The sequence below is a fragment of the Psychrobacter sp. ANT_H56B genome (genome assembly GCF_008369245.1).
Lineage (GTDB): Bacteria > Pseudomonadota > Gammaproteobacteria > Pseudomonadales > Moraxellaceae > Psychrobacter > Psychrobacter cryohalolentis.
In genome coordinates this window covers 344,903-365,689 of the sequence record NZ_VOBF01000002.1, presented here as the reverse complement: position 1 = coordinate 365,689, position 20,787 = coordinate 344,903, and the positions used below count along the sequence as shown (strand labels likewise).

Below are 20,787 nucleotides of genomic sequence, written 5' to 3'. Positions count from 1 at the left end.
ACATATCATACGTCATTACTTGCAGCACCTTTTTCAAGTTATCTGAATTGTCTAAATGTTTTAAAAATCTTTTTCATCTGGATTTAACACACGGGTTTGAGCGTTATCAATATTTGCATAGCGATTTAAATCATTAATCCCTACGCTTTTAGCTCCTTGATCAATAGTGGTATGTTCATTGATACCATCATCAAAAGCATTGCCCTCTTGATCGCGGCGGTCTGGCTGACGGGCAGCATTATCGCCATCATTGACATGTTCTGAGCCTACCACACTCTCTTGGAACGTATCTGTTCCTTTATTGATAGTGGTATGATTTTCAATACTATCATCGGTAGACATCACGTTATGACTATTATGATGAATGTCTTCATGTGTATGGTCACCATGCTGGATATCATAGCTCGCATATCTGGTACCAATGACTGTTTCTTGAAATGTCTCGGTGCTTTTTTCTGTACTATCATGAGCGGCGCTGGTGTCGACTGTGAGTGCAGGCATATTGTCGATATGACTATCATTACTGTTGATAGGCGTTTTGGTTAATGCCGGATCTTTCGTTTCCATCGTAATATCCTTACTTTTAATTTATCTTTCTTGTTATTTCTTTATCATCACCCATCTGACAACGATCATTTATATGAGAGTTAAGAGAGTCACGACGATGAAAAACTATTCATTGCCTTTTTGCGATAAATCATAGGCGTTTAGATCGCCAACATTTTTTCCACCTGGAGGCAGATTTTCTTCTTTGCGTGGGTCAGCGTATATCTCATCCGTCTCCTGCGACTCCTGCTGAGGTCCATCAATGTCGGGTTCGTGCTTACGACCTTCATAACTGTCCGATGGATTATCTGGATGCAGCTTCGCTGGATCGTTGACGGATACAGGCTCTTCATGATTTGGGTGCATGTTGTTAGTTTGAATATTGTCTGACTGACTATCATGTGACATGGCATTTCCCTCACTTTATTAGTATGGAGTTCAATAATTTTTTGCTAACTATCTGTCTGTACGCAAATCATCGTTGATAAAAGAGGTTTGCTCTTCTTCTGTTAATGATTCTGGTGCATCAACTGGCTTGCCATTTTCTAAATTTCTCTCAATCTGCTGGCTATTTGATTGCTCAGCGGCTTTTTTGATATCTGAGCTATTATTATCTGAGCTATTATTGTTGGTGTGACTCATGGTGAAATCCTGTTTTCTTATTGAGATACGTCATAAGGGTGAATGTTTATATCTATATAATTATATCTATCTATCTAATTATAAGAATAAATTTGATACGCTCTCCAGTGTACTGCCGTATAAATATGTGAATAAGTGTGAGCTTACTAGACAGTTTGTAACCAGAAAGTAGAATTGGTAGGCAAAAAAAACCAAGCACGGAGTAATCTCTATGCTTGACTGTTATATTTGTTGAAAAAAGTGGATAACATTAAAAATACTAAATGAGATTAATCAACTTAATAACCGCTAATAAACAAGACAGTTATACCGGCTCGCCAACACGATTAATCACCTTTAATAAATGCTCTTGAGCAATGTGAGGCGCTTCATCCGCCGCTGGCTTGGTTCGTTGCCAGTTACCGTCACCGCTAAGTGTCCACGCTTGCTTATTGTCTTGGAGGTAACTCAACAGTCCATCTTGATAAATTTGCTTAGACAATTTTTTATCTTCAATCGGAAACGCTACCTCTACACGGTGGAACAAATTACGATCCATCCAATCGGCGCTGCCACAGTACAAGCGCTCATTACCATCATTATAGAAGTAATAGATGCGAGTATGCTCCAAAAAACGACCGATAACAGAACGTACGGTGATATTCTCAGACAGACCCTTCACTTGCGGACGCAGACAGCAAATTGAGCGCAAAATCAGTTCAATTTTGACCCCTGCTTGTGACGCATCATATAGTTTATCAATCAAACGACGTTCGGTTAAGGCGTTTACTTTAACAATAATATGAGCGCGCTTGCCCGCCTTGGCATGAGTAATCTCATCCTCGATAAAGCTCATCAATTTATCATGCAAGGTAAATGGTGCATGCAATAGCTTTTTGAGATTAGCAGGTTTACCCATGCCGGTCAGCTCTTGGAATATCTTGTGGACGTCTTCTGAGATATCAGGATCCGCACTGAATAATCCATAATCGGTATAGACTTTAGCATTTGCTGCGTGATAATTACCCGTGCCTAAATGCACATAACGGCGCATTTTCCCCTCTTCGCGGCGCACGATGAGCATGAGTTTAGCGTGGGTTTTGTAGCCAACAATACCGTAGACCACTACTGCCCCTGCCTCTTGCAGATAGTTGGCAACAGCAATATTAGACGCCTCATCAAAACGGGCGCGTAACTCAATGACTGCTGTCACTTCTTTACCATTACGTGCGGCTGCGGCTAGCGCTTTGACAATTTCTGAATTGGTGCCTGAACGATAAAGCGTTTGCTTAATCGCTAATACTTTTGGATCACTGGCAGCTTGCCAAAGTAAATTAATAATCGGCGAAAACGCATGGAACGGATGATGCGCCAATACATCGCCTTTACGCATGGCAGCAAACATACTGGTTGCTTTATCAAGCTTGTCGACTTCGCGGCGAAACGGTTTTGGTATCACATGCGTAAAGGGCTGATAACGCAAGGCTGGGATATTAAAATCAAACAGCAAACGCGTTAAGTTGACAGGTCCATTGACGCGGTATAATTGGTTGTCATGCAACTCAAACTCATTAAGCAAATAATCACTAATTGGCGTTGGGCATTCAGTAGTGACTTCAAGGCGCACTTTATCACCAAATCGGCGGTTTTCAAGCTCACCTTCTAAGGCTTTGGCAATGTCATCAACATCATCTGCCAAGTCCAAATCGGCATTACGCGTCAGCCTAAATTGATGACAGCCGGTGACATTCATACCAGGGAATAGCTCACCGATATGCTCATGGATAATCGCTGATAGCATCACATGGTGCTCTTTGCCACCAGTCAATTCATCAGGCAGACGAATCACGCGCGGCAAGCTACGCGGCGCGGGTACGATTGCCAGATTGATATCGCGACCAAAGGCGTCTTTGCCCTCTAACGTCGCAATAAAGTTCAAGCTTTTATTCACCAAGCGCGGGAATGGATGCGCAGGATCAATACTAATAGGTGTCAATACCGGCGAGACTTGCTCAGTAAAATAGCGCTTCATCCATGCGGATTGCTCAGCATTCAACTCATCGCGCTTTAAATAACGAATATCCTCAAGCGCCAGTGCTGGCAAGATATCTTCATTTAAAATACGGTATTGCTCAGCGATGGCATCATGAGTCACTGCTGATATTTCATTAAGAATTTCACTGGGACGCATACCATGTACACTGGTCGACACATCACCCAGATTGAGCTTTTGCATAATACCAGCAACGCGAATTTCAAAAAACTCATCGATATTGGATGAAAAAATCATTAAAAAGAATAAACGCTCAAGCAAAGGATGGTGGGGATCTGCCGCTTGTGCTAAGACCCGCAGATGAAACTGTAGTAAAGACAAGTCACGATTGATATAGCTGCTGGGTGAATAATTACCATCTTCCGAGCGTTGCCAATCAATCTCGGTTAAAACTTGGTTGCCATACGGATTAATAAGGCTTTCATCGGTAAGAGGATTGCTGGTATTAATGGCACCGTCTACTTTATCTGTGTCACTCTCTCTATTGACATCATTATTCGCATCAATATATGTCTCAATAACATCAGCGGTCTTATCACTATTACTGTGCTTATTATCCATCTCTACCACGCTCCACTCCTATGACTGTTATCAAACTGCTATCATTTTTATATCAATCTTATCCTATCAGCATTTTTATACTATACTTTTTAATTATTATTCTATTGTTACCGTTAATTCTAGCTACATTTAGGCAGACTGTGGCAATACAGCATTTTTCATACGCTTTTTTATGATACGTTGTTTATTACGCAGGCGTTTATCGCTTTGATGACTTTCATAGTATTTTGGATTGGTTAGCATGGCAATCAATAAGGCTGACTGATCACGATTGAGATTAGCAGCTGACTTATCAAAATAATACTGCGCTGCCGCTTCAACACCATAAATACCATTGCCAAACTCTGCTACATTCAAATACGCGGTCAAAATCCGCTGCTTATCCCACAATGTCTCAATCATTATGGTGAGAACAGCCTCTTCAGCTTTACGGGTATAAGAGCGATGCGAGGTCAAAAACAGATTTTTAGCCAATTGCTGAGTGATGGTTGAGCCGCCTGCCGACATCTTGCCAGTCGCTTCATTCTTTTTCTGTGCCGCCTTAATGCCTTTCATATCAAAGCCGTTGTGCTGGCTAAACGTCGAATCCTCACTGACAATCGCCGCTTGCTTCGCAGATTTGGCAATCGCGTCATATTCAACCCAAGTTTGGCTAACATCACCGCCCATAATGCGATGGGTGAGCATAAACATGCTGTTATTAATCGGCTGCGTTTTCCAAATTAACAGCAGCCCTGCAACCAACACATGGAATGCGACGACCAACACCATCAATGCCAATAAGAGTCGTTTGATAAATTTGCCAAAACTTGTCATGCGTGTTGTCCAAGTGATTGAAAAGATAGTTAGAGGAAGTAAGGAGCGCTTAGCCTAGCAATATAGGTCAGCAATTATAAATAGCAGCTCATCTTACCTAATCTCACAATCGCTGTCATTATTTACCCCACTTCTTTATCATGTCACATGAGTACACGTAAAAAATCAGCAAAAATGAACGTTGAATTTGTAAGCTTTGCCTTTAGGATTAATATAAGAGAGTAGCTATGTACGAGAATAATAATATCAGCACATTGCGTGCTCATATGATTGAAGAAAAACCTGAGCTTGGTTCTCCTGAAAATATGACCAAATGGTGGCTACTCGGCACCTCAGGTTGTCATTTATGTGATATTGCTGAACAGCTGATAACACAGCTACAAGTGGTGCAACGCGTTACTTACGAGCCTGTCGATATTGCCGATTTCTCTGAGCCGCTTATGATGGCTTTTGCGACGACTATTCCCGTCGTCTTGACACCGACAAAACGCTTAGATTATCCATTTTCAGTACTGGATTTACAGCGTTTATTGTAACCCTGCCAGCCCCTACTCGCTTATTCAATACAGCCGCAAACAAACTTAATTCTTACTAATTCAACACATTACATATCATTTTATTCAGTTTTAACCAATATATTGATAGCTAATCTTTCCCTTTTTATTATAAGCTTAAGGTCATCTGTATAATAATGCAGTGAGTGTCGACAATTTAGTGAGCAAAGGAATGCCACCATGAATCAGAGCCAAAGACCTGATAAAGCTGCTTTAGTAGAGCTATTTCGCGATTTTATTGAGCCTCAGTACGTGATCAATGATGAAGAGACTCAAAAGCCTTTTGAGTGTGATGGCTTATCGGTATATTGCGATATGCCACTCATTACGGTGCTCCCAAAAACCGTTGAGCAAGTTTGTGAGGTCATGCGAATCTGTTATCGCTATCAAATCCCTGTGGTCGCACGCGGTGCCGGTACGGGTTTGTGTGCAGGCGCAATGCCCAACCCTGATGGCGTCTTATTGGTGTTGTCACGATTTAAACATATCCTTGATATTGATCCACTTGCCCGTAGCGCACGTTTGCAGCCAGGTGTCCGTAACCTTGCTATTAGTGAGGCAGCTAGACAATATGGCTTGTATTATGGCCCAGACCCCTCATCACAGATTGCCTGCTCCATCGGTGGCAACGTCGCCGAAAACTCAGGCGGCGTCCATTGTCTCAAATATGGTCTGACCACTCACAATTTATTAAAAGTTGAGATGGTCACAGTCGAGGGGGATCTCATTACTATTGGTAGTGAAGGTCTTGATAGCAACGGCTTTGATTTGATGGCTCTGATTACCGGCTCTGAGGGTCTACTTGGGGTGATTACTGAAGTGACGGTCAAGCTGCTACCTAGCCCTGAAAAGGCTCAGGTCATTATGGCCGCTTTTGACAATGTTCAGACCGCAGGGGACGCGGTCGGCGGCGTGATTGCCAAAGGTATTATTCCAGCCGGACTTGAGATGATGGATAGCCCTGCCATCATAGCCGCCGAAGCGTTTGCTCATGCAGGCTATCCAGTTGACGCCCAAGCTTTGCTGCTGTGTGAGTTAGATGGTAGCGAGGCGGAGGTTCAAGAACAGATTGCAGAGGTTGAGCAGCTGTTTATCGAGCTTGGCGCAACCACAACACGTGTCTCACAAAGTGAAGCGGAGCGCGCCTTATTGTGGAAAGGTAGAAAATCTGCATTCCCCGCTGTCGGACGAATATCCCCTGACTACTACTGTATGGATGGCACCATTCCGCGTAGCCAACTTGCCCATGTCCTAACCGAAATGCAAAAACTCTCAGATGAATACGGTCTGCGCGTCGCCAACGTGTTTCATGCTGGGGACGGCAATTTGCACCCGCTTATCTTATTTGATGCCAATGTCCCAGGAGAGCTTGAGCGCACTGAAGAGTTCGGCAGCCGTATTTTAGAGCTTTGCGTCAAGGTGGGCGGCTGCATAACTGGTGAGCATGGAGTTGGCGTCGAAAAAATCCGCCAAATGACGATTCAGTTTAACGATCAAGAGCTGACACAATTTCATGCAATCAAGCACGCCTTTGACCCAATTGGGACGCTGAATCCAGGTAAAGGTATTCCAGTGCTCAAGCGCTGTCAAGAGTACCGTACCCTTGACCGAATGCAACACAACCATGACTCTCAACCACAGCAAGGAGATCTGGCATGACAGACATCATTCAAGAGCTGATTGCGCGGGTAAGGCAAGCCAGCCATGAGGGCACAGCATTACAAATCATAGGCGGGGGCAGCAAGCAATTTATGGGACGCGAGCCAATAGGCGACCCCATCAATCTTAGCGAGCACAAAGGCATCATCGGTTATGAGCCGATCGAATTGGTGCTGACTGCTCGTGCTGGAACCTCAATTACTGAGATTAATAGCGCCCTAGCAGAACACAATCAGTGCTTAGCATTTGAGCCACCGACATTTGACGGACAAGCAACCTTGGGCGGTACATTGGCTTGCCACTTATCAGGCCCAGCAAGACCTTGGAGCGGTTCAATAAGAGACCATGTCTTAGGCATTCGCCTGATTAATGGCCATGCAGAAGAACTGCGCTTCGGCGGTCAGGTGATGAAAAACGTCGCCGGTTATGATGTCTCACGGATGCAAGCAGGCGCGATGGGCACTTTGGGTATCATCACTGAACTCAGTCTAAAAGTCATGCCTAAGCCTGCCGCCACTGTGACTATCAAGCAGGAGATGGACGCTGCAAAGGCTATTGAGACTATGAACCGTCTCTCAGGAAAATCCAAACCCTTGACAGGGGCTTGTTGGTTTGACAATCATTTGTATTTGCGCTTGGCAGGCGCACGAAGTGCTGTAGACAGTACTGTCAACCAGTGGCAAGGCGCAATATTAGAGGATACAGATGCGTTTTGGTCAATGCTTCGTGAGCAGCAATTGGATTATTTCTTAGACGCGTCCTCATTGTGGCGGTTTTCTGTAAAAAGTAGCGCGGCGCATATGCTACCAGAGGAAGATTGGCTGATTGATTGGGGAGGATCACAGCGCTGGCTTCGTGGCGACTTTACCGTGGACAAATTAGAAGCGCTCGCTGAGGCTGCAGGTGGTCAGGTTAGCCTTTATCGCGGTGGTGACAGGAGTCAGGAGGTCTTTCATACTCAGTCTGAGGCGCTCCAAAAGCTCCACCAACGCCTCAAACATGCTTTTGATCCGAATGGTGTTTTCAATCCCAATCGTTTATACAGCTGGATGTAAATTAGCTCGATGACAAGGAAGTCGTAATGCGAACTCAAATCAATATAAAATATCTGGATCACCCAGATATTCAAGAAGCCGACGATATTTTGCGCACTTGCGTTCACTGTGGATTTTGTAATGCCACGTGTCCCACGTATCAAGAGCTTGGCGATGAGCGTGACGGTCCTCGCGGTCGTATTTATTTACTAAAACAAATGCTTGAAACTGGTGATGTTAGCGAAAAATCCCAACTTCATTTAGACCGCTGTCTGACTTGTCGTAGCTGCGAAACCACTTGCCCCTCCGGGGTAAAATATGGCCGCTTGGCTGAAATCGGCCGCGATATTATGGAAGAGCAGCTGTCGCGACCTGCCGATCAAAGGCTTAAACGCTGGCTTATCAGAAAGGTGTTGCCCTATCCGCACCGATTTGGGTTTCTCTTAAGACTCGGACAACTGTTTCGCTCCTTTTTGCCTCGCGACTTAAAAGCCCAAGTCCCTGTTAAGCAAATCACCCGCCCGCGACCATCACAGCAACACTCGCGTCAAATGCTGGTGCTAGAGGGCTGCGCCCAACCTTCTGCCACTCCCAATACCAACAATGCCGCCGCCCGAGTACTTGATAAACTAGGCATCAGCTTGATTGCTGCACCAGATGCCGGATGTTGCGGCGCTGTGAGCTATCACATACCTGCTCATGAAGAAGGGCTTGCGTTTATGCGGCGCAATATCGATGCGTGGTGGCCATATATTGAGGCTGGGGCTGAAGCCATTGTTATCAGCGCTTCAGGCTGCGGCTCGATGGTCAAGGAGTACGGCGAAAAACTCAAACATGACGACGCTTATGCAGCTAAAGCCAAGCGTATCAGTGCACTGACCCGAGACCTGAGTGAGATTTTGATCAAAGAGAACCTAGAGAAGTTGGTAGTAAAACAGACGAATCGCAAGACCGCTGTCCACTGCCCATGCTCGCTACAGCACGCTCAGCAGTTAGGCGGTCATGTTGAGCAGATATTGCAACGCGCTGGGATTGAGCTCTCTAAAACCCAAAACGGACATTTATGCTGCGGCTCTGCTGGTACTTACTCGCTCCTTCAGCCTACGCTTAGCCAGCAACTACTCACTAATAAAATCAACGATCTTACCATCGATAACCCAGATCAGATTGTGACAGCCAATATCGGATGCCAATTGCATTTAGGCAGCCATGCGTCCGTCCCAGTCAAGCATTGGATCGAATTGTTAGACCCACAATAAAACCAACTATAATGAGTTAAGCGGATTGTAAAGGACAATCATAATCAGCTCTTAACTACCTTAATAAAGAATACAAGGTCTCAGCTAATTTTTGAAATAAGTTCTCTACTGCCATTTGAATGACGCCCGCAGCACCAAAAAACTACGGGCTTCTTTTGGCTTAATACTGATAAAGAAAAAAGAAATATCCTTCAATGATATTTCAAAGATGACTTCAACTACATATACCAAGGACGGTTTATTATGTACACTTTTTTGGCCTTAGCGCCTATTCTGGTAGTACTCGTTTTGCTTGTAATGTTGCGGCTCCCTGCCAAGATTTCTATGGGCGTTGCCTATTTAGTAACCGCGCTATTAGCGTTGTTCGTTTGGCAAGCCAGTGGCGCCCAAGTCGCAGCCGCGACTGTAAACGGCATCATCGTCGCACTCACGCTTTTATTTATTGTATTTGCGGCTATTTTATTGCTGAATACTTTGAAGGAAGGGGGCGCTATTGTCGCTATTCGTAAAGGCTTTATGGATATCTCGCCCGATAGACGCGTTCAAGTTATCATTGTGGCGTGGTTATTCGGCTCGCTGATCGAAGGCTCATCAGGATTTGGTACGCCATCTGCTATCGGTGCACCGTTGTTGTTAGCTTTAGGTTTCCCAGCGATGGCATCAGTTATGGCTATGTTAATTATTCAGTCGACGCCCGTATCATTTGGTGCCGTTGGTACGCCAGTATTACTTGGCGTTTGGACTGGTATCAATGATAAGCCAGATATAACGCAAGCGATTGCGCCACTCTCAACTGAAAACTATCTATTACAAATCGCGGGTAACATCGGTCTGATACATGCGCTGGTGGGTTTTCTAATTCCGTTACTTTTGAGTGGATTTTTGACTCGGTTCTTTGGTAAAAATCGCTCCTTCGTTGAAGGGCTCAAAGTATGGCCTTTTGCAATTTTTGCTGGTCTCTGCTTTACCGTTCCTTATTATTTAGTGGCTAGATACCTAGGTCCTGAGTTCCCATCATTGGTCGGCGGTTTTATCGGTCTTATGATTGTGCTTCCTGCAGCAAAGCGCGGCTTCTTGATGCCTAAAGAGATTTTTGATTTTGCGCCACGCGCTAAATGGGATAAAGACTGGCTCGGCTCGTTACCTGAAGAAAAGTTTGATGATTCTATTGCACCAAGATTTTCTTTGGTTCGGGCATTTTCTCCTTATCTCATCGTTATTGGTCTACTAATCATCACTCGAGTCATTGCACCGCTGAAGGCATTTTTGACTGGAGATTTGACCACTATACAATTTACCAATCTTTTTGGTACAACTATTTCTAGTAAAATCCAACTTGCCTATTCTCCAGGTATCATTCTAATTATTGTTGCCTTAATCTCTATCTTGTTGTTCAAAATGAACGGACAAGCCGTCAAACGTAGTTGGAGTAGTTCTGCAAAAACCATGATAGCCGCCGCACCAGCCTTGCTGTTTTCGGTACCGATGGTACAAGTATTCATCAACTCCGGGTCAGCTGCTGAAGTCGCAAATTCGCTACCCGCTATGCCCATCTTACTGGCTGAGAGTGCTGCTGGTGCATTTCAAAATGCATGGCCACTCGTGTCTCCGTGGATTGGCGCGCTGGGTGCGTTCATTGCAGGCTCAAATACCGTCAGTAATATGATGTTCGCTTACTTTCAGTGGTCAACCGCTAGTCAAATTGGCTTAGATGTCAATCTTGCTGCACAAGTAGTAGCACTGCAAGCGGTCGGTGGCGCTGCTGGTAATATGATTGCGGTACATAACGTCGTTGCTGCTTGCGCGGTGGTTGGTCTGATGGATAAAGAAGGCTATGTTATTCGCAAAACCTTAGTCGCAATGACATACTATGTGATTCAGGCAGGATTGATCGGTATGGGTATTATTTTCGGTCAAATGTGGTGGTGGATATTGGCTGTCATTTGGCCAATCGCATTTTTTGGCATCATGGCAATGACGAGTAAAAAAACCGTTACTTAACATGAGTTAGCTTTACTAGTAAATCTGTGAATCCACAATCAGCACTTGAACTGACGCTATTATACTAACTATGATAGCGTCAGTTTTATGTCATGGTTAAGATAATATTATCTAATAATTCACGACAAAAAATGAATGACCACAGCATCATAATTAATAAACGGTTATCAAATAAGCAACAAGGAAGACCTTATGAAAAATTTGAGCAAAATTACTGAAATTGAAGACCTACGACGGGTCGCTGAGCGTAAAGTACCTCGCATGTTTTATGATTATGTCGACTCAGGATCATGGACTGAGACCACCTATCGCAATAATGAAACTGACTTTGATCGTATCAAACTGCGTCAGCGGGTCTTGGTTAATATGGAAGGACGCTCGCTTGCTACCGAAATGTTGGGCACGTCAGTAAAAATGCCGGTTGCGATTGCGCCAACAGGCTTTACTGGCATGATGTGGGCAGACGGAGAAATCCTCGCGGCACAGGCAGCAGAAAAGTTTGGCGTACCGTTTTCCCTATCGACCATGAGTATTTGCTCTATCGAAGATGTAGCAGAACATACCAGCCAGCCGTTTTGGTTTCAGCTATATATGATGCGTGATATGGACTTTATCGCCAATTTGATTCGCCGCGCTAAAGAAGCCAATTGCTCAGCGCTCATCCTGACCGCCGACTTACAAGTACTCGGTCAACGTCATAAAGACATCAAAAATGGTCTATCTGCGCCGCCAAAGCCGACGCTTGCCAATATCTTAAATCTGATGACCAAGCCAGAATGGTGTATGAATATGCTGGGTACCAAGCGTCGCACCTTTGGTAATATCGTCGGTCACGCTAAAAACGTCGAGGATATCTCATCGCTATCCGCATGGACAGCTGAGCAGTTCGATCCAGCACTTAGCTGGGATGATGTCGCTCGTATTAAAGACATGTGGGGTGGCAAGCTGATTATCAAAGGCATCATGGAGCCAGAAGACGCTCTACTGGCAGCTCGTAGCGGTGCCGATGCGCTAGTGGTCTCCAATCATGGTGGACGCCAATTGGATGGTGCGCCCTCTTCCATTTCATCTCTAGCCGATATTGTACAAGCCGTGCGTGCTGAAGACAGTCAGATTGAAGTTTGGCTCGATAGCGGTATTCGTTCTGGGCAAGATGTACTCAAAGCGATGGCATTAGGAGCCAATGGCACGATGATTGGTCGCGCTTTTCTTTATGGTCTTGGCGCGTATGGCGAAGATGGTGTCCGCCGCGCGCTTGAACTGATTTATAACGAATGTGATATCAGCATGGCGTTTTGCGGTCATACCGATATCAATGAAGTGCGCGATGATATCTTGGTCAAAGGTACCTACGAGCATCTCAAAACTGCCTTGCCATACGTAGCGCCAATGCGCTGGTAAGTGTATACGATATAACTACTTAGACTTGTTGGTCGCTTTCTTTATACTATCTATACCCTTTATACTGTACTGATAATTTTTTATTGATAATTAGATGTTATGACCATTCAACAATTGTTAAAGACAGCGCCTGTTACCACCTTGTTATTAGTCAGCTTTATCGGGCTATTTATCATGCAGGTATTAACGGGTGTCGATGCCAATAATCCTTCAACTGAAGCGCTGGTAAAGTGGGGTGCCAATGCTCTGCCTTTTACTATGGATAATGAGCCATGGCGCTTGGTGAGCAGTGCGTTTTTGCATATTGGGCTGATGCATTTATTGTTTAATGGTTTTGCCATGTATTTTTTTGGTCAAATTGCCGAGCCGATGTTTGGCTCAGCGAAGTTTTTGGCGCTATTTTTACTCGCAGCAATCGGTGGCAACTTACTGAATAATTACGTCACATGGCAAGATATTGTGGACGGGACAGGACAAGCTGGATTATCTGCGGGCGCATCGGGCGGTATCATGGGTATTGGCGCGGCGTTATTGATCGCTGCGCTGTTTAAGATATCAGTCAATGGTATGGTGCTGAATCTTAAAAGCCTGATATTTATTATGGGCATCAACCTAGTCTATGGTTTTGCAGTGCCCGGTATCGACAATGCTGGTCATATTGGCGGCGCGATTACGGGTCTTGTCATTGCACTGGCTTTTGCGATTGCCTATCGTCAACGTATGGCAGCTGTCATACAGAATATTGCCACTTACGAGAATGATTGTTTACCCCATTATCAAAGTGAGCAACAAAACGAATATCATACCACTTATATTAATACGCCAGTGAATAGCGACACTAATTTTGATAATGATGCTCACTCAACTAACCCTCATTTAAATTATGACAGTTTGCATAATGAGAGTCATGTAGATAATAATAGTGGTGTAAACTCAAACGTAACTGTTAATCCTACCAATCCTATTCGCCCTACTCTTAACGAAACCCTGAATGAAAAAAGCACAGCCGTTAAACCTGCGCTTATTTGGCAATTGCTGCCGTGGATTGTGATGTTATTTATTAGCATTGGCTTTATGTGGTGGTGGCAAGATATCCATCAACAATTAATAGAAGTGCTCAATGCCATTGAGCAAAGCACTGTTTAGCCTATATCTCTTTTATTTTTACCTGATTCTATAGTCAGTTCAAAATAAAAGCGATACGATTGTAATAACGTTCTATTGGCTATAATTTTTTCTTGCTTGCTGTTCGCAGGCGTGACAGAGGCTGCAAAAAATTTATAGCCAATAGCACTGTATCGTTTTTAAGATGAATCGACTATAACGTACAAAAATCCTTACGTGTTTTACTATTTTTATCCCTTTGTTTCACCCACTTATGAGAGCAAATCATGTCTACATCATCATCGCTATCCCCTACTTTTAAGCGTGCTTTGCTTAGCACGTTGACAGCTACTGCCATGCTTGGCACAGCTAGCCTATCTAATGCAGCACTCTTCAATAAAAACCTACCGAAAGATCCTGATGCTGAGTTAAGCGTCGGCGTCAACGTCATGGCAGTCAAATCTGCTTACGATTTGGAAGAAAGCACCGAGATAAAAGTATTGCCAGGCGCATTCTATGACAATAATAAAATCTACGCACGCGGTGCTCAAGCGGGTGTATACCTTATCAATGACGGCAGCAATCAGCTAGCTGCTTATGCTCAGCTTGCTGGCAATTCATTTGATCCTGATGATGCTACTGGCGCACTAAAAGGACTTGATGAGCGTAAAGCCTCTGCTGCTGCAGGCTTAAGCTATACGCGTCTGACACCGGTTGGTGGCTTTCGTGCCCAATACGCAACAGATATCTTAGATCGTAGCGGCGGTAATACTGCCCGCTTAAGCTATATTGGTAAAATTAGCAAAAACAAGCTAACGGTCTATCCAAGCGTTGGATTTGAGTACAATGATGCCGACTACAATGAATACTACTACGGCGTGAGCGATACAGAGTCAACTAGAACGGGCGTCGCTGCTTATACCGCCAACTCAAGCTTGAATCCTTATATTAATGTTAGTGCCAACTATGATTTCAGTAAGCGCTGGGCGGGCTTTGCCAATCAAAGCTTAAGTTATCTGCCAAATGAGCAATATGACAGTCCAATGGTTGACTCGCGTACTGATGCTACGACGACGCTTGGTTTGCTTTATAAGTTCTAGTTGAGCTTAGATTATTATTAAAAAAGACCTTACTGCGTAATGTAGTAAGGTCTTTCTTCTCTCAGCCTAAGATGCTGGTAAAGTGTATTTCTCCTACCGCCTAACTAGTTCTTTCCAACATTTGCTCCCTTTTCTATCAGAACAAACTGTTTTGGTATCTTTTTAAAGAACTTATAACTAACTGCCTCAAATGACATGGATATTATTAAAAATAGAATAGCGAATGGTAAGAAAACGCAAGCAATAACCCTTTCTAAAACATTAAGAGTCTCACCCCCATCCCAATATTTTCGGAACAAAAAACGACCAATATAATTCGTAATAGGCAAGCTTTCTAATTCATCAGCTGGTTTTATTGGTAATGCTCCTTTAAGAGTACCTTTCAAACGTATAGCTTGTTCCATACTTCCACTATGATAAAAGTTAATTATGGCTCCATCGCCATAATCTAGAAAATCAAAGTTAATTATTATTTTATTATCAATAACGCATAGTGTTATTGAGTTTGATTCTTTTGCTGTCATCTCTATTCTAGCAGTATAAATTTTAATATCCTTAGCTAGCTCAATACGTAGCTTATCTGAACTTACTATGTCATCAGTATCAATAGTAGCCTTTCCGTCATTCCAGAAAGAAAGTCTAGTTACTGTTAATGCCTCTACATCATGTTCACCATATTTAATAGTCAAATTATTAATTGACGAAATGGAGTTTTGAATCAGTTCAAAGCTTTTAGCGCTAAACACTAATTCCTTTTCTTTCTTACTCTTAATGTAAAGAGTTACTGATATCAAAATACTTACTACAGCAAGTACTAGAAAAACTAAATTTGTTAATATACCTCCATCTAGAAACTGATAAAACCAACTCATAAATACTCCATTTTTTGAATAAACAATGCTTGTACTACTCATTTTTTAGTATTTTAGGGTGCCTTTTAAGCATTATTATTCCAAATACTATTTAAAAATAGCATATGGTAAACTAACCTATATAAGTTCAGTTTACCATACGCTATTTTACATATATTAGTATCCAATTTACCTCTAAAAACGATAAACTTATTTATAAAAAAGACCTTGCCACATAACGTGACAAGGTCTTTTTTATTTCTAACTTCTCAATGGAATCTAAGCATTACTTTTTAAATACGCTAACATAGTGTCTGCATCTGATACTTCAAATGGGTCTATTGGACAGTTGTCGCCAAAATCAGCTTCCTTAAACACTTTTTTAACTTCTTTATTGTCGACAACCATCGAATAACGCCATGAGCGCATACCAAAGCCAACATTACTCTTATCAACAAGCATCCCCATTTTACGAGTGAACTCACCATTACCATCAGGAAGTAAGAAAACGTTTTCACGGTTTTGCTTCAGACCCCATTGGTACATGACGAACGCATCATTGACAGAAATGCAAACTATTTCATCTATTCCTAATGCCTTAAACTCATTATAAAGCGCTTCATAACGAGGGAGATGGCTGGTCGAACAAGTTGGCGTAAACGCACCTGGTAGAGAAAACACAACCACTTTTTTATTGGCAAATAACTCATCTGTGGTTAGATCATACCATGTGAACGGGTTGTCTCCTCCAATAGAGTCATCACGAACACGAGTTTTAAAAGTCATATCAGGTACATGGGTAATCATTGTTTACTCCGATTTAGGTTATTGTCTTTTTTTCCAAAATTCTGCATGTATATGATAATAGTTATAGTAGTCTATAAGCAATCTTTGAGATTACATTCACTATATAAGATGTAGATCTAGCTTTAAAAATATAAACCAAAAAAAACCTTGCCACATTCTCGTATAAGAAGTGACAAGGTCTTTTTATTCTAAATTTTTAGTGGAACAAATATGATGCTGCTACTAGCAGTACAAATGGTACCTATCGTACATTAAGCAAGTCTGACACCGTAGCAGGTAATTATTTGGTCTACTGCTTACTTAGGATTTACCATATCAGCAGGAATTACCCACTCATCAAACTGTGCTTCAGTTAAAAGCTCTAACTCAACGGCAACTTGCTTCAAGGTTTTGTTTTCTTTATAAGCTGTCTTAGCGATTTTCGCGGCATTCTCATAACCAACATGACGGTTCAATGCAGTGACTAGCATCAATGAGTTATGCAAGAAGTCATCGATTTTGTCTTTTACTGGCTGGATACCAACAGCACAGTTTTCGTTGAAGCTATTGCACGCATCGCCAAGTAGCTTGATAGATTGCAACAAGTTAAAGGCAATCACTGGCTTATAAACGTTTAGCTCAAAGTTACCTGACGCGCCTGCCATGCTGATAGTGACATCGTTACCCATGACTTGCGCCACAACCATGGTCATTGCTTCTGACTGGGTTGGGTTCACTTTGCCCGGCATGATAGAAGAGCCTGGCTCATTTTCAGGAATCGTCAACTCGCCCAAACCACAACGCGGACCTGATGCCAACCAACGTACGTCGTTAGCAATTTTATTTAAGCTCGCTGCTAGCGTTTTTAGTGCGCCTGAAGCAAATACTTCAGCATCACGAGCGGCTAATGCTTCAAATTTATTCGGTGACGTCACAAATGGAAGACCAGACAATGTCGCCAATTGCTCAGCTGATTTTACCGCATAATCAGGATGGGCGTTTAGACCTGTACCAACCGCCGTACCGCCTAATGGCAATTCATACAAGCCTTGTAGCGCATTATCAATACGTACCAATGAATGATCAAGTTGGCTAACATAGCCGCTAAACTCTTGACCTAAAGTCAAAGGCGTGGCGTCTTGTAAATGCGTACGACCGATTTTCACGATGCTATCGAATTCTTTTGCTTTAGCATCTAGCGTATCACGCAGGGCTTTTACCGCTGGAATCAATAAACCGTTGATTTCACGAGCAGCGGCAACACGAATCGCCGTTGGGAAGCTGTCGTTGGTAGATTGAGCATGATTGACATGGTCATTTGGGTGAATCGGCGTATAGCTGCCGCGCGCGTTCCCTGCGATTTCATTGGCACGATTCGCTAATACTTCATTCATATTCATGTTTGACTGCGTACCAGAACCGGTCTGCCATACCACTAATGGGAACTGATCCGTTAGACCACCATTGATGACTTCATCAGCGGCTTGCACGATAAGATCGCGCTTATCATCTTCGATACGCTCAAGGCTCGCATTGGTAATCGCAGCGGCTTTTTTGACCAGTGCCATCGCTTCAATCATCGGACGCGGCAAGGTCTCGCCACCGATTTTAAAGTTTTCGCGGCTACGCTGAGTTTGTGCACCCCAATAAGCGTCAGCTGGGACTTCTACATTGCCCATGGTGTCTTTTTCGGTACGAGTTGCCTGATTCTGTGTTGACATAACTACCCTCTTTGATGGTTTGGTAATGAATGGTTTGTCATAAAAAGTGCAACAGCTGCTGCACACAAAGAAAAATACGCTGTAAAGTGGCGTTATGATAGCATGACTTATCACAAATTTCTCCACGTCCGTGAGGGTAACTGATGTCTAAGAACGCCAGCCAACAACAATCTACCAGTTCGCTACCTGAGTTATCTACCGTGAGCAGTCAAGCTACTAATAATGTGCAAATAGCTGATACCATTAGCAACCCACCCAGACGCCATTTTACTCGCCAGCGTCGTAGGCTCTTGGATAATGAGCGTAAACAATACGCACGCATGGCAAGTTTGCATTTAGTCAAGCTACAGCAACGCTTACCGCCGAATGCACGTATCGGATTATATTATGATGGCTTTGGTGAGCTACCCACTCAGCCAATTTTGGATTGGTGTCAACGCTTAGGCTATTTTCCGTATTTGCCGGTGGTCGGCTCATTTGGTCGTACTAGCAATGGCTTTAAAGATAAACGATTGCGCTTTGTGCCTATTTATCATGCAAAGTTATTAAATGTACCGACACGCATTCATAGCTTAGGCATGAAGCAAAACCATCATCGCCGATTATTATGGGCAGCAGAATTAGATGTAATTATTTGTCCGTTAGTGGCGGTCGATTCGAACGGCAATCGTATGGGCATGGGTGGCGGATTTTATGATACGACGCTTGCTAAAAGCTATCAATCAGGAGCGAAAAAACCCTTAAAGATAGGCTGGTGCTATGACTTCCAAGTGGTTGAGCAACTAGAGCGTCAATCATGGGATGTGCCGTTAGATGCCATAATTACGCCAAGCGGCATAAGGTGGTTTAGATGAAAGATTATAAAAAAACGATGGATAGTAACTCTAGCGCTGATAATGTGGACGAGTATTTGCAAACGTTAGGTAACGAGGACGCTAGAGAGTTGCGTTACTACAGTCAAGAGCAACCTTTTAGCTCTGATGAGATGACACGGCTAGTCAATGAAGAACGCTTGAATGAGCTGATGGCGCAAAGTGATGCATTTTTGCGTGGTTTAAATGGTGAGATTAAGGATTTTGATGAATAGTATTAAGAAAGGCATAAATCACATCATCATATAGTTAAAATATCTTAAAAACGCTACAGTACTGCTAGTATAAATTTTTTTAGCCTCTGTCTGCGTAGGCATAGCAAGCAAGAAAAATTAATATCAGCAGTACATGATGTATGGATATTACTTCTCCCTGACTATAAAAAACCAAAAAGGCGAATGATTATGAAATCACTCACCTTTTTTATATCGATATTAAGAGTTTATATTATTAATTAAAGCACCATCGCCGCAATCCAACCAAAGATCAATAACGGAATATTGTAATGAATAAAGGTTGGCACCACGCTGTCTTTGATATGGTCATGCTGTCCATCAATGTTTAGACCAGAGGTTGGCCCCAATGTCGAATCTGACGCAGGCGAACCCGCATCTCCCAGCGCGCCAGCCGTACCGATAATCGCCACAGTAGCCAATGGCGAAAACCCTAGAGAGATACACAGCGGCACATAAATCGCTGCCAAAATTGGAATGGTCGAAAAGGATGAGCCAATACCCATGGTCACAATCAAACCAATGAGTAACATAATAAATGCGGCCATCGCTTTGTTACCAGCAAACAACGATGCCGCTCCATCAACTAATGGCTGTATCTGCTCAGTCGCTTTCATGACTTCCGCAAACCCTTGCGCCGTAATCATAATAAAGCCAATCATCGCCATCAGCTTGATACCGTCATTAAAGACCGTATCGGCATCACGCCACTTGACGACGCCTGTCGCCATAAAGACGCCAAAACCAAACATAGATCCTAGCAATAACGAATCAGTATATAGCTGCACCACAAAAGCAGTGACAATCGCTGCAATCGCCACTAGCGTCTTCATTTTACTTTGTGTTTGTGCAGTAGCCGTGGTTTTGCTTAACTCGTCACTATCTAACACTTCATCATGCGCAGCTTTATCAATTGCTAGCTGCTGATACTGACGCGGTTTACGATAGCTGATAAATACAGCAATCAGTAAGCCCACGAACATACCCAAAGCGGGAATCGCCATGGCTTTGGTCACCGAGATATTACTGATATCGATACCCGCTTCACCAACATTTTTGAGCATGATTTGATTGAGATAAATATCGCCAAACCCATAAGGAATAAACATATAAGTCGTGACAAGTCCAAAAGTGATCAGACAAGCAATCAGGCGTCTATCAATATGCATGCGGTTAAATGCCAATAATAGCGGCGGTACAAGCAGTGGAATAAAGGCAATATGAATGGGGATTAAGTTTTGGCTAAAGCAGCTCATAGTGACAAGACCTGCAAACAGCATGTATTTAATCATGCCGCTGGTGCCGCCTGCATCAATGCGTTTGATAACCGCCCCTGCCAGTGACTGTGGCAAGCCGGAATGCGCAATTGCTACTGCAAACGCACCTAGCAGCGCATAAGACAGCGCGATTTGTGCGCCATTTTTGATCCCTTCTTGAAAGGCGTTCAAGGTATCAGTCATACCGAGACCAGCAATGAGTCCACCTGCCAGCGCACCGATTAACAAACTGAGTACCACGTGTACACGTGCCAAAGACAGCCCTAGCATGATGACTACCGCCAGTAGTACCGCATTGATGGTCATATTCTTGCCCCTTATCCTATATTTTGTAGCCT

At 43.4% G+C, this 20,787-nt stretch carries 19 protein-coding genes; 10 read left to right on the top strand and 9 right to left on the bottom strand.

Annotated features, from left to right (window positions below):
* Positions 1–60 precede the first annotated feature (60 nt).
* The 5 genes from FQ082_RS04255 to mtgA all read right to left on the bottom strand — a co-directional run bounded on the left by FQ082_RS04255 (position 61) and on the right by mtgA (position 4,597).
* Complete coding sequence (locus FQ082_RS04255; protein WP_149492162.1) at positions 61–567, bottom strand: hypothetical protein; 507 nt, start codon at positions 565–567, stop codon at positions 61–63.
* A 105-nt stretch (positions 568–672) separates the two neighbouring features.
* A complete protein-coding gene (locus tag FQ082_RS04250; protein ID WP_149492161.1) occupies positions 673–954 on the bottom strand; it encodes a hypothetical protein in 282 nt (93 codons plus the stop codon).
* Positions 955–1,002: 48 nt separating this feature from the next.
* Entirely contained in the window at positions 1,003–1,188 is a 186-nt protein-coding gene (locus tag FQ082_RS04245; protein ID WP_149492160.1) for a hypothetical protein, read from the bottom strand.
* Between the two features lie 304 nt (positions 1,189–1,492).
* Positions 1,493–3,781 carry a polyphosphate kinase 1 gene (ppk1, locus tag FQ082_RS04240; protein WP_262498157.1) on the bottom strand — a complete coding sequence of 763 codons (2,289 nt, stop codon included), beginning with the start codon at positions 3,779–3,781 and terminating at the stop codon, positions 1,493–1,495.
* Between the two features lie 129 nt (positions 3,782–3,910).
* Positions 3,911–4,597, bottom strand: coding sequence for a monofunctional biosynthetic peptidoglycan transglycosylase (gene mtgA / locus FQ082_RS04235; protein ID WP_011514203.1), 687 nt, complete (start codon positions 4,595–4,597; stop codon positions 3,911–3,913).
* 227 nt (positions 4,598–4,824) lie between these two features.
* Between mtgA and FQ082_RS04230 the strand changes: the two genes are divergently transcribed.
* From FQ082_RS04230 to FQ082_RS04195, 8 genes are all read left to right on the top strand, one after another.
* The gene (locus FQ082_RS04230) at positions 4,825–5,133 is read left to right on the top strand and encodes a glutaredoxin family protein (RefSeq protein ID WP_149492159.1); all 309 of its coding nucleotides are present in this window, start codon (positions 4,825–4,827) and stop codon (positions 5,131–5,133) included.
* Positions 5,134–5,331: 198 nt separating this feature from the next.
* Positions 5,332–6,810 (top strand): FAD-linked oxidase C-terminal domain-containing protein, encoded by a 1,479-nt coding sequence (locus FQ082_RS04225; RefSeq protein ID WP_149492158.1) that lies wholly within the window; start codon positions 5,332–5,334, stop codon positions 6,808–6,810.
* Positions 6,807–7,865 carry a glycolate oxidase subunit GlcE gene (glcE, locus tag FQ082_RS04220; RefSeq protein ID WP_149492157.1) on the top strand — a complete coding sequence of 353 codons (1,059 nt, stop codon included), beginning with the start codon at positions 6,807–6,809 and terminating at the stop codon, positions 7,863–7,865. The genes FQ082_RS04225 and glcE overlap by 4 nt, the downstream gene beginning before the upstream one ends.
* 26 nt (positions 7,866–7,891) lie before the next feature.
* Positions 7,892–9,103, top strand: a complete 1,212-nt coding sequence (gene glcF, locus FQ082_RS04215) for a glycolate oxidase subunit GlcF (protein WP_149492156.1) — start codon at positions 7,892–7,894, stop codon at positions 9,101–9,103.
* Positions 9,104–9,346: 243 nt separating this feature from the next.
* Positions 9,347–11,104 (top strand): L-lactate permease, encoded by a 1,758-nt coding sequence (locus tag FQ082_RS04210; RefSeq protein ID WP_133105072.1) that lies wholly within the window; start codon positions 9,347–9,349, stop codon positions 11,102–11,104.
* Between the two features lie 192 nt (positions 11,105–11,296).
* Positions 11,297–12,505: an alpha-hydroxy acid oxidase gene (locus FQ082_RS04205; RefSeq protein ID WP_149492155.1), complete on the top strand. Its 1,209-nt coding sequence runs from the start codon at positions 11,297–11,299 to the stop codon at positions 12,503–12,505.
* 99 nt (positions 12,506–12,604) lie between these two features.
* Positions 12,605–13,651 (top strand): rhomboid family intramembrane serine protease, encoded by a 1,047-nt coding sequence (locus tag FQ082_RS04200; RefSeq protein ID WP_149492154.1) that lies wholly within the window; start codon positions 12,605–12,607, stop codon positions 13,649–13,651.
* A gap of 245 nt (positions 13,652–13,896) precedes the next feature.
* Positions 13,897–14,709, top strand: a complete 813-nt coding sequence (locus FQ082_RS04195) for a MipA/OmpV family protein (protein ID WP_149492153.1) — start codon at positions 13,897–13,899, stop codon at positions 14,707–14,709.
* A 104-nt stretch (positions 14,710–14,813) separates the two neighbouring features.
* Here the strand turns inward: FQ082_RS04195 and FQ082_RS04190 are convergent, their stop codons facing one another.
* The 3 genes from FQ082_RS04190 to fumC form a co-directional block, all read right to left on the bottom strand.
* Positions 14,814–15,581 (bottom strand): hypothetical protein, encoded by a 768-nt coding sequence (locus tag FQ082_RS04190; RefSeq protein WP_149492152.1) that lies wholly within the window; start codon positions 15,579–15,581, stop codon positions 14,814–14,816.
* A gap of 258 nt (positions 15,582–15,839) precedes the next feature.
* On the bottom strand, positions 15,840–16,367 hold the full coding sequence (locus FQ082_RS04185; protein WP_020444073.1) for a peroxiredoxin: 528 nt from the start codon (positions 16,365–16,367) through the stop codon (positions 15,840–15,842).
* Positions 16,368–16,663: 296 nt separating this feature from the next.
* Positions 16,664–18,067 carry a class II fumarate hydratase gene (fumC, locus tag FQ082_RS04180; RefSeq protein ID WP_149492151.1) on the bottom strand — a complete coding sequence of 468 codons (1,404 nt, stop codon included), beginning with the start codon at positions 18,065–18,067 and terminating at the stop codon, positions 16,664–16,666.
* A 143-nt stretch (positions 18,068–18,210) separates the two neighbouring features.
* Here fumC and FQ082_RS04175 point away from each other — a divergent pair, with 143 nt between their 5' ends.
* Complete coding sequence (locus FQ082_RS04175; protein WP_149492150.1) at positions 18,211–18,921, top strand: 5-formyltetrahydrofolate cyclo-ligase; 711 nt, start codon at positions 18,211–18,213, stop codon at positions 18,919–18,921.
* Positions 18,918–19,154 (top strand): hypothetical protein, encoded by a 237-nt coding sequence (locus tag FQ082_RS04170; protein ID WP_149492149.1) that lies wholly within the window; start codon positions 18,918–18,920, stop codon positions 19,152–19,154. Before FQ082_RS04175 ends, FQ082_RS04170 begins: the two co-directional genes overlap by 4 nt.
* Positions 19,155–19,393: 239 nt before the next feature.
* On the opposite strand, the gene FQ082_RS04165 is transcribed toward FQ082_RS04170, so the two are convergent.
* A complete protein-coding gene (locus FQ082_RS04165) occupies positions 19,394–20,755 on the bottom strand; it encodes a Na+/H+ antiporter family protein (RefSeq protein ID WP_149492148.1) in 1,362 nt (453 codons plus the stop codon).
* Between the last annotated feature and the right edge of the window lie 32 nt (positions 20,756–20,787).

Coding starts and splice junctions, on each gene's coding strand:
- FQ082_RS04170 (WP_149492149.1), top strand. CDS start 18,918: ATGAAAGATTATAAAAAAACGATGGATAGTAACTCTAGCGCTGATAAT.
- ppk1 (WP_262498157.1), bottom strand. CDS start 3,781: ATGGATAATAAGCACAGTAATAGTGATAAGACCGCTGATGTTATTGAG.
- FQ082_RS04210 (WP_133105072.1), top strand. CDS start 9,347: ATGTACACTTTTTTGGCCTTAGCGCCTATTCTGGTAGTACTCGTTTTG.
- glcE (WP_149492157.1), top strand. CDS start 6,807: ATGACAGACATCATTCAAGAGCTGATTGCGCGGGTAAGGCAAGCCAGC.
- mtgA (WP_011514203.1), bottom strand. CDS start 4,597: ATGACAAGTTTTGGCAAATTTATCAAACGACTCTTATTGGCATTGATG.
- FQ082_RS04230 (WP_149492159.1), top strand. CDS start 4,825: ATGTACGAGAATAATAATATCAGCACATTGCGTGCTCATATGATTGAA.
- FQ082_RS04195 (WP_149492153.1), top strand. CDS start 13,897: ATGTCTACATCATCATCGCTATCCCCTACTTTTAAGCGTGCTTTGCTT.
- FQ082_RS04255 (WP_149492162.1), bottom strand. CDS start 567: ATGGAAACGAAAGATCCGGCATTAACCAAAACGCCTATCAACAGTAAT.
- FQ082_RS04200 (WP_149492154.1), top strand. CDS start 12,605: ATGACCATTCAACAATTGTTAAAGACAGCGCCTGTTACCACCTTGTTA.
- FQ082_RS04175 (WP_149492150.1), top strand. CDS start 18,211: ATGTCTAAGAACGCCAGCCAACAACAATCTACCAGTTCGCTACCTGAG.
- FQ082_RS04205 (WP_149492155.1), top strand. CDS start 11,297: ATGAAAAATTTGAGCAAAATTACTGAAATTGAAGACCTACGACGGGTC.
- fumC (WP_149492151.1), bottom strand. CDS start 18,067: ATGTCAACACAGAATCAGGCAACTCGTACCGAAAAAGACACCATGGGC.
- FQ082_RS04185 (WP_020444073.1), bottom strand. CDS start 16,367: ATGATTACCCATGTACCTGATATGACTTTTAAAACTCGTGTTCGTGAT.
- glcF (WP_149492156.1), top strand. CDS start 7,892: ATGCGAACTCAAATCAATATAAAATATCTGGATCACCCAGATATTCAA.
- FQ082_RS04165 (WP_149492148.1), bottom strand. CDS start 20,755: ATGACCATCAATGCGGTACTACTGGCGGTAGTCATCATGCTAGGGCTG.
- FQ082_RS04190 (WP_149492152.1), bottom strand. CDS start 15,581: ATGAGTTGGTTTTATCAGTTTCTAGATGGAGGTATATTAACAAATTTA.
- FQ082_RS04245 (WP_149492160.1), bottom strand. CDS start 1,188: ATGAGTCACACCAACAATAATAGCTCAGATAATAATAGCTCAGATATC.
- FQ082_RS04250 (WP_149492161.1), bottom strand. CDS start 954: ATGTCACATGATAGTCAGTCAGACAATATTCAAACTAACAACATGCAC.
- FQ082_RS04225 (WP_149492158.1), top strand. CDS start 5,332: ATGAATCAGAGCCAAAGACCTGATAAAGCTGCTTTAGTAGAGCTATTT.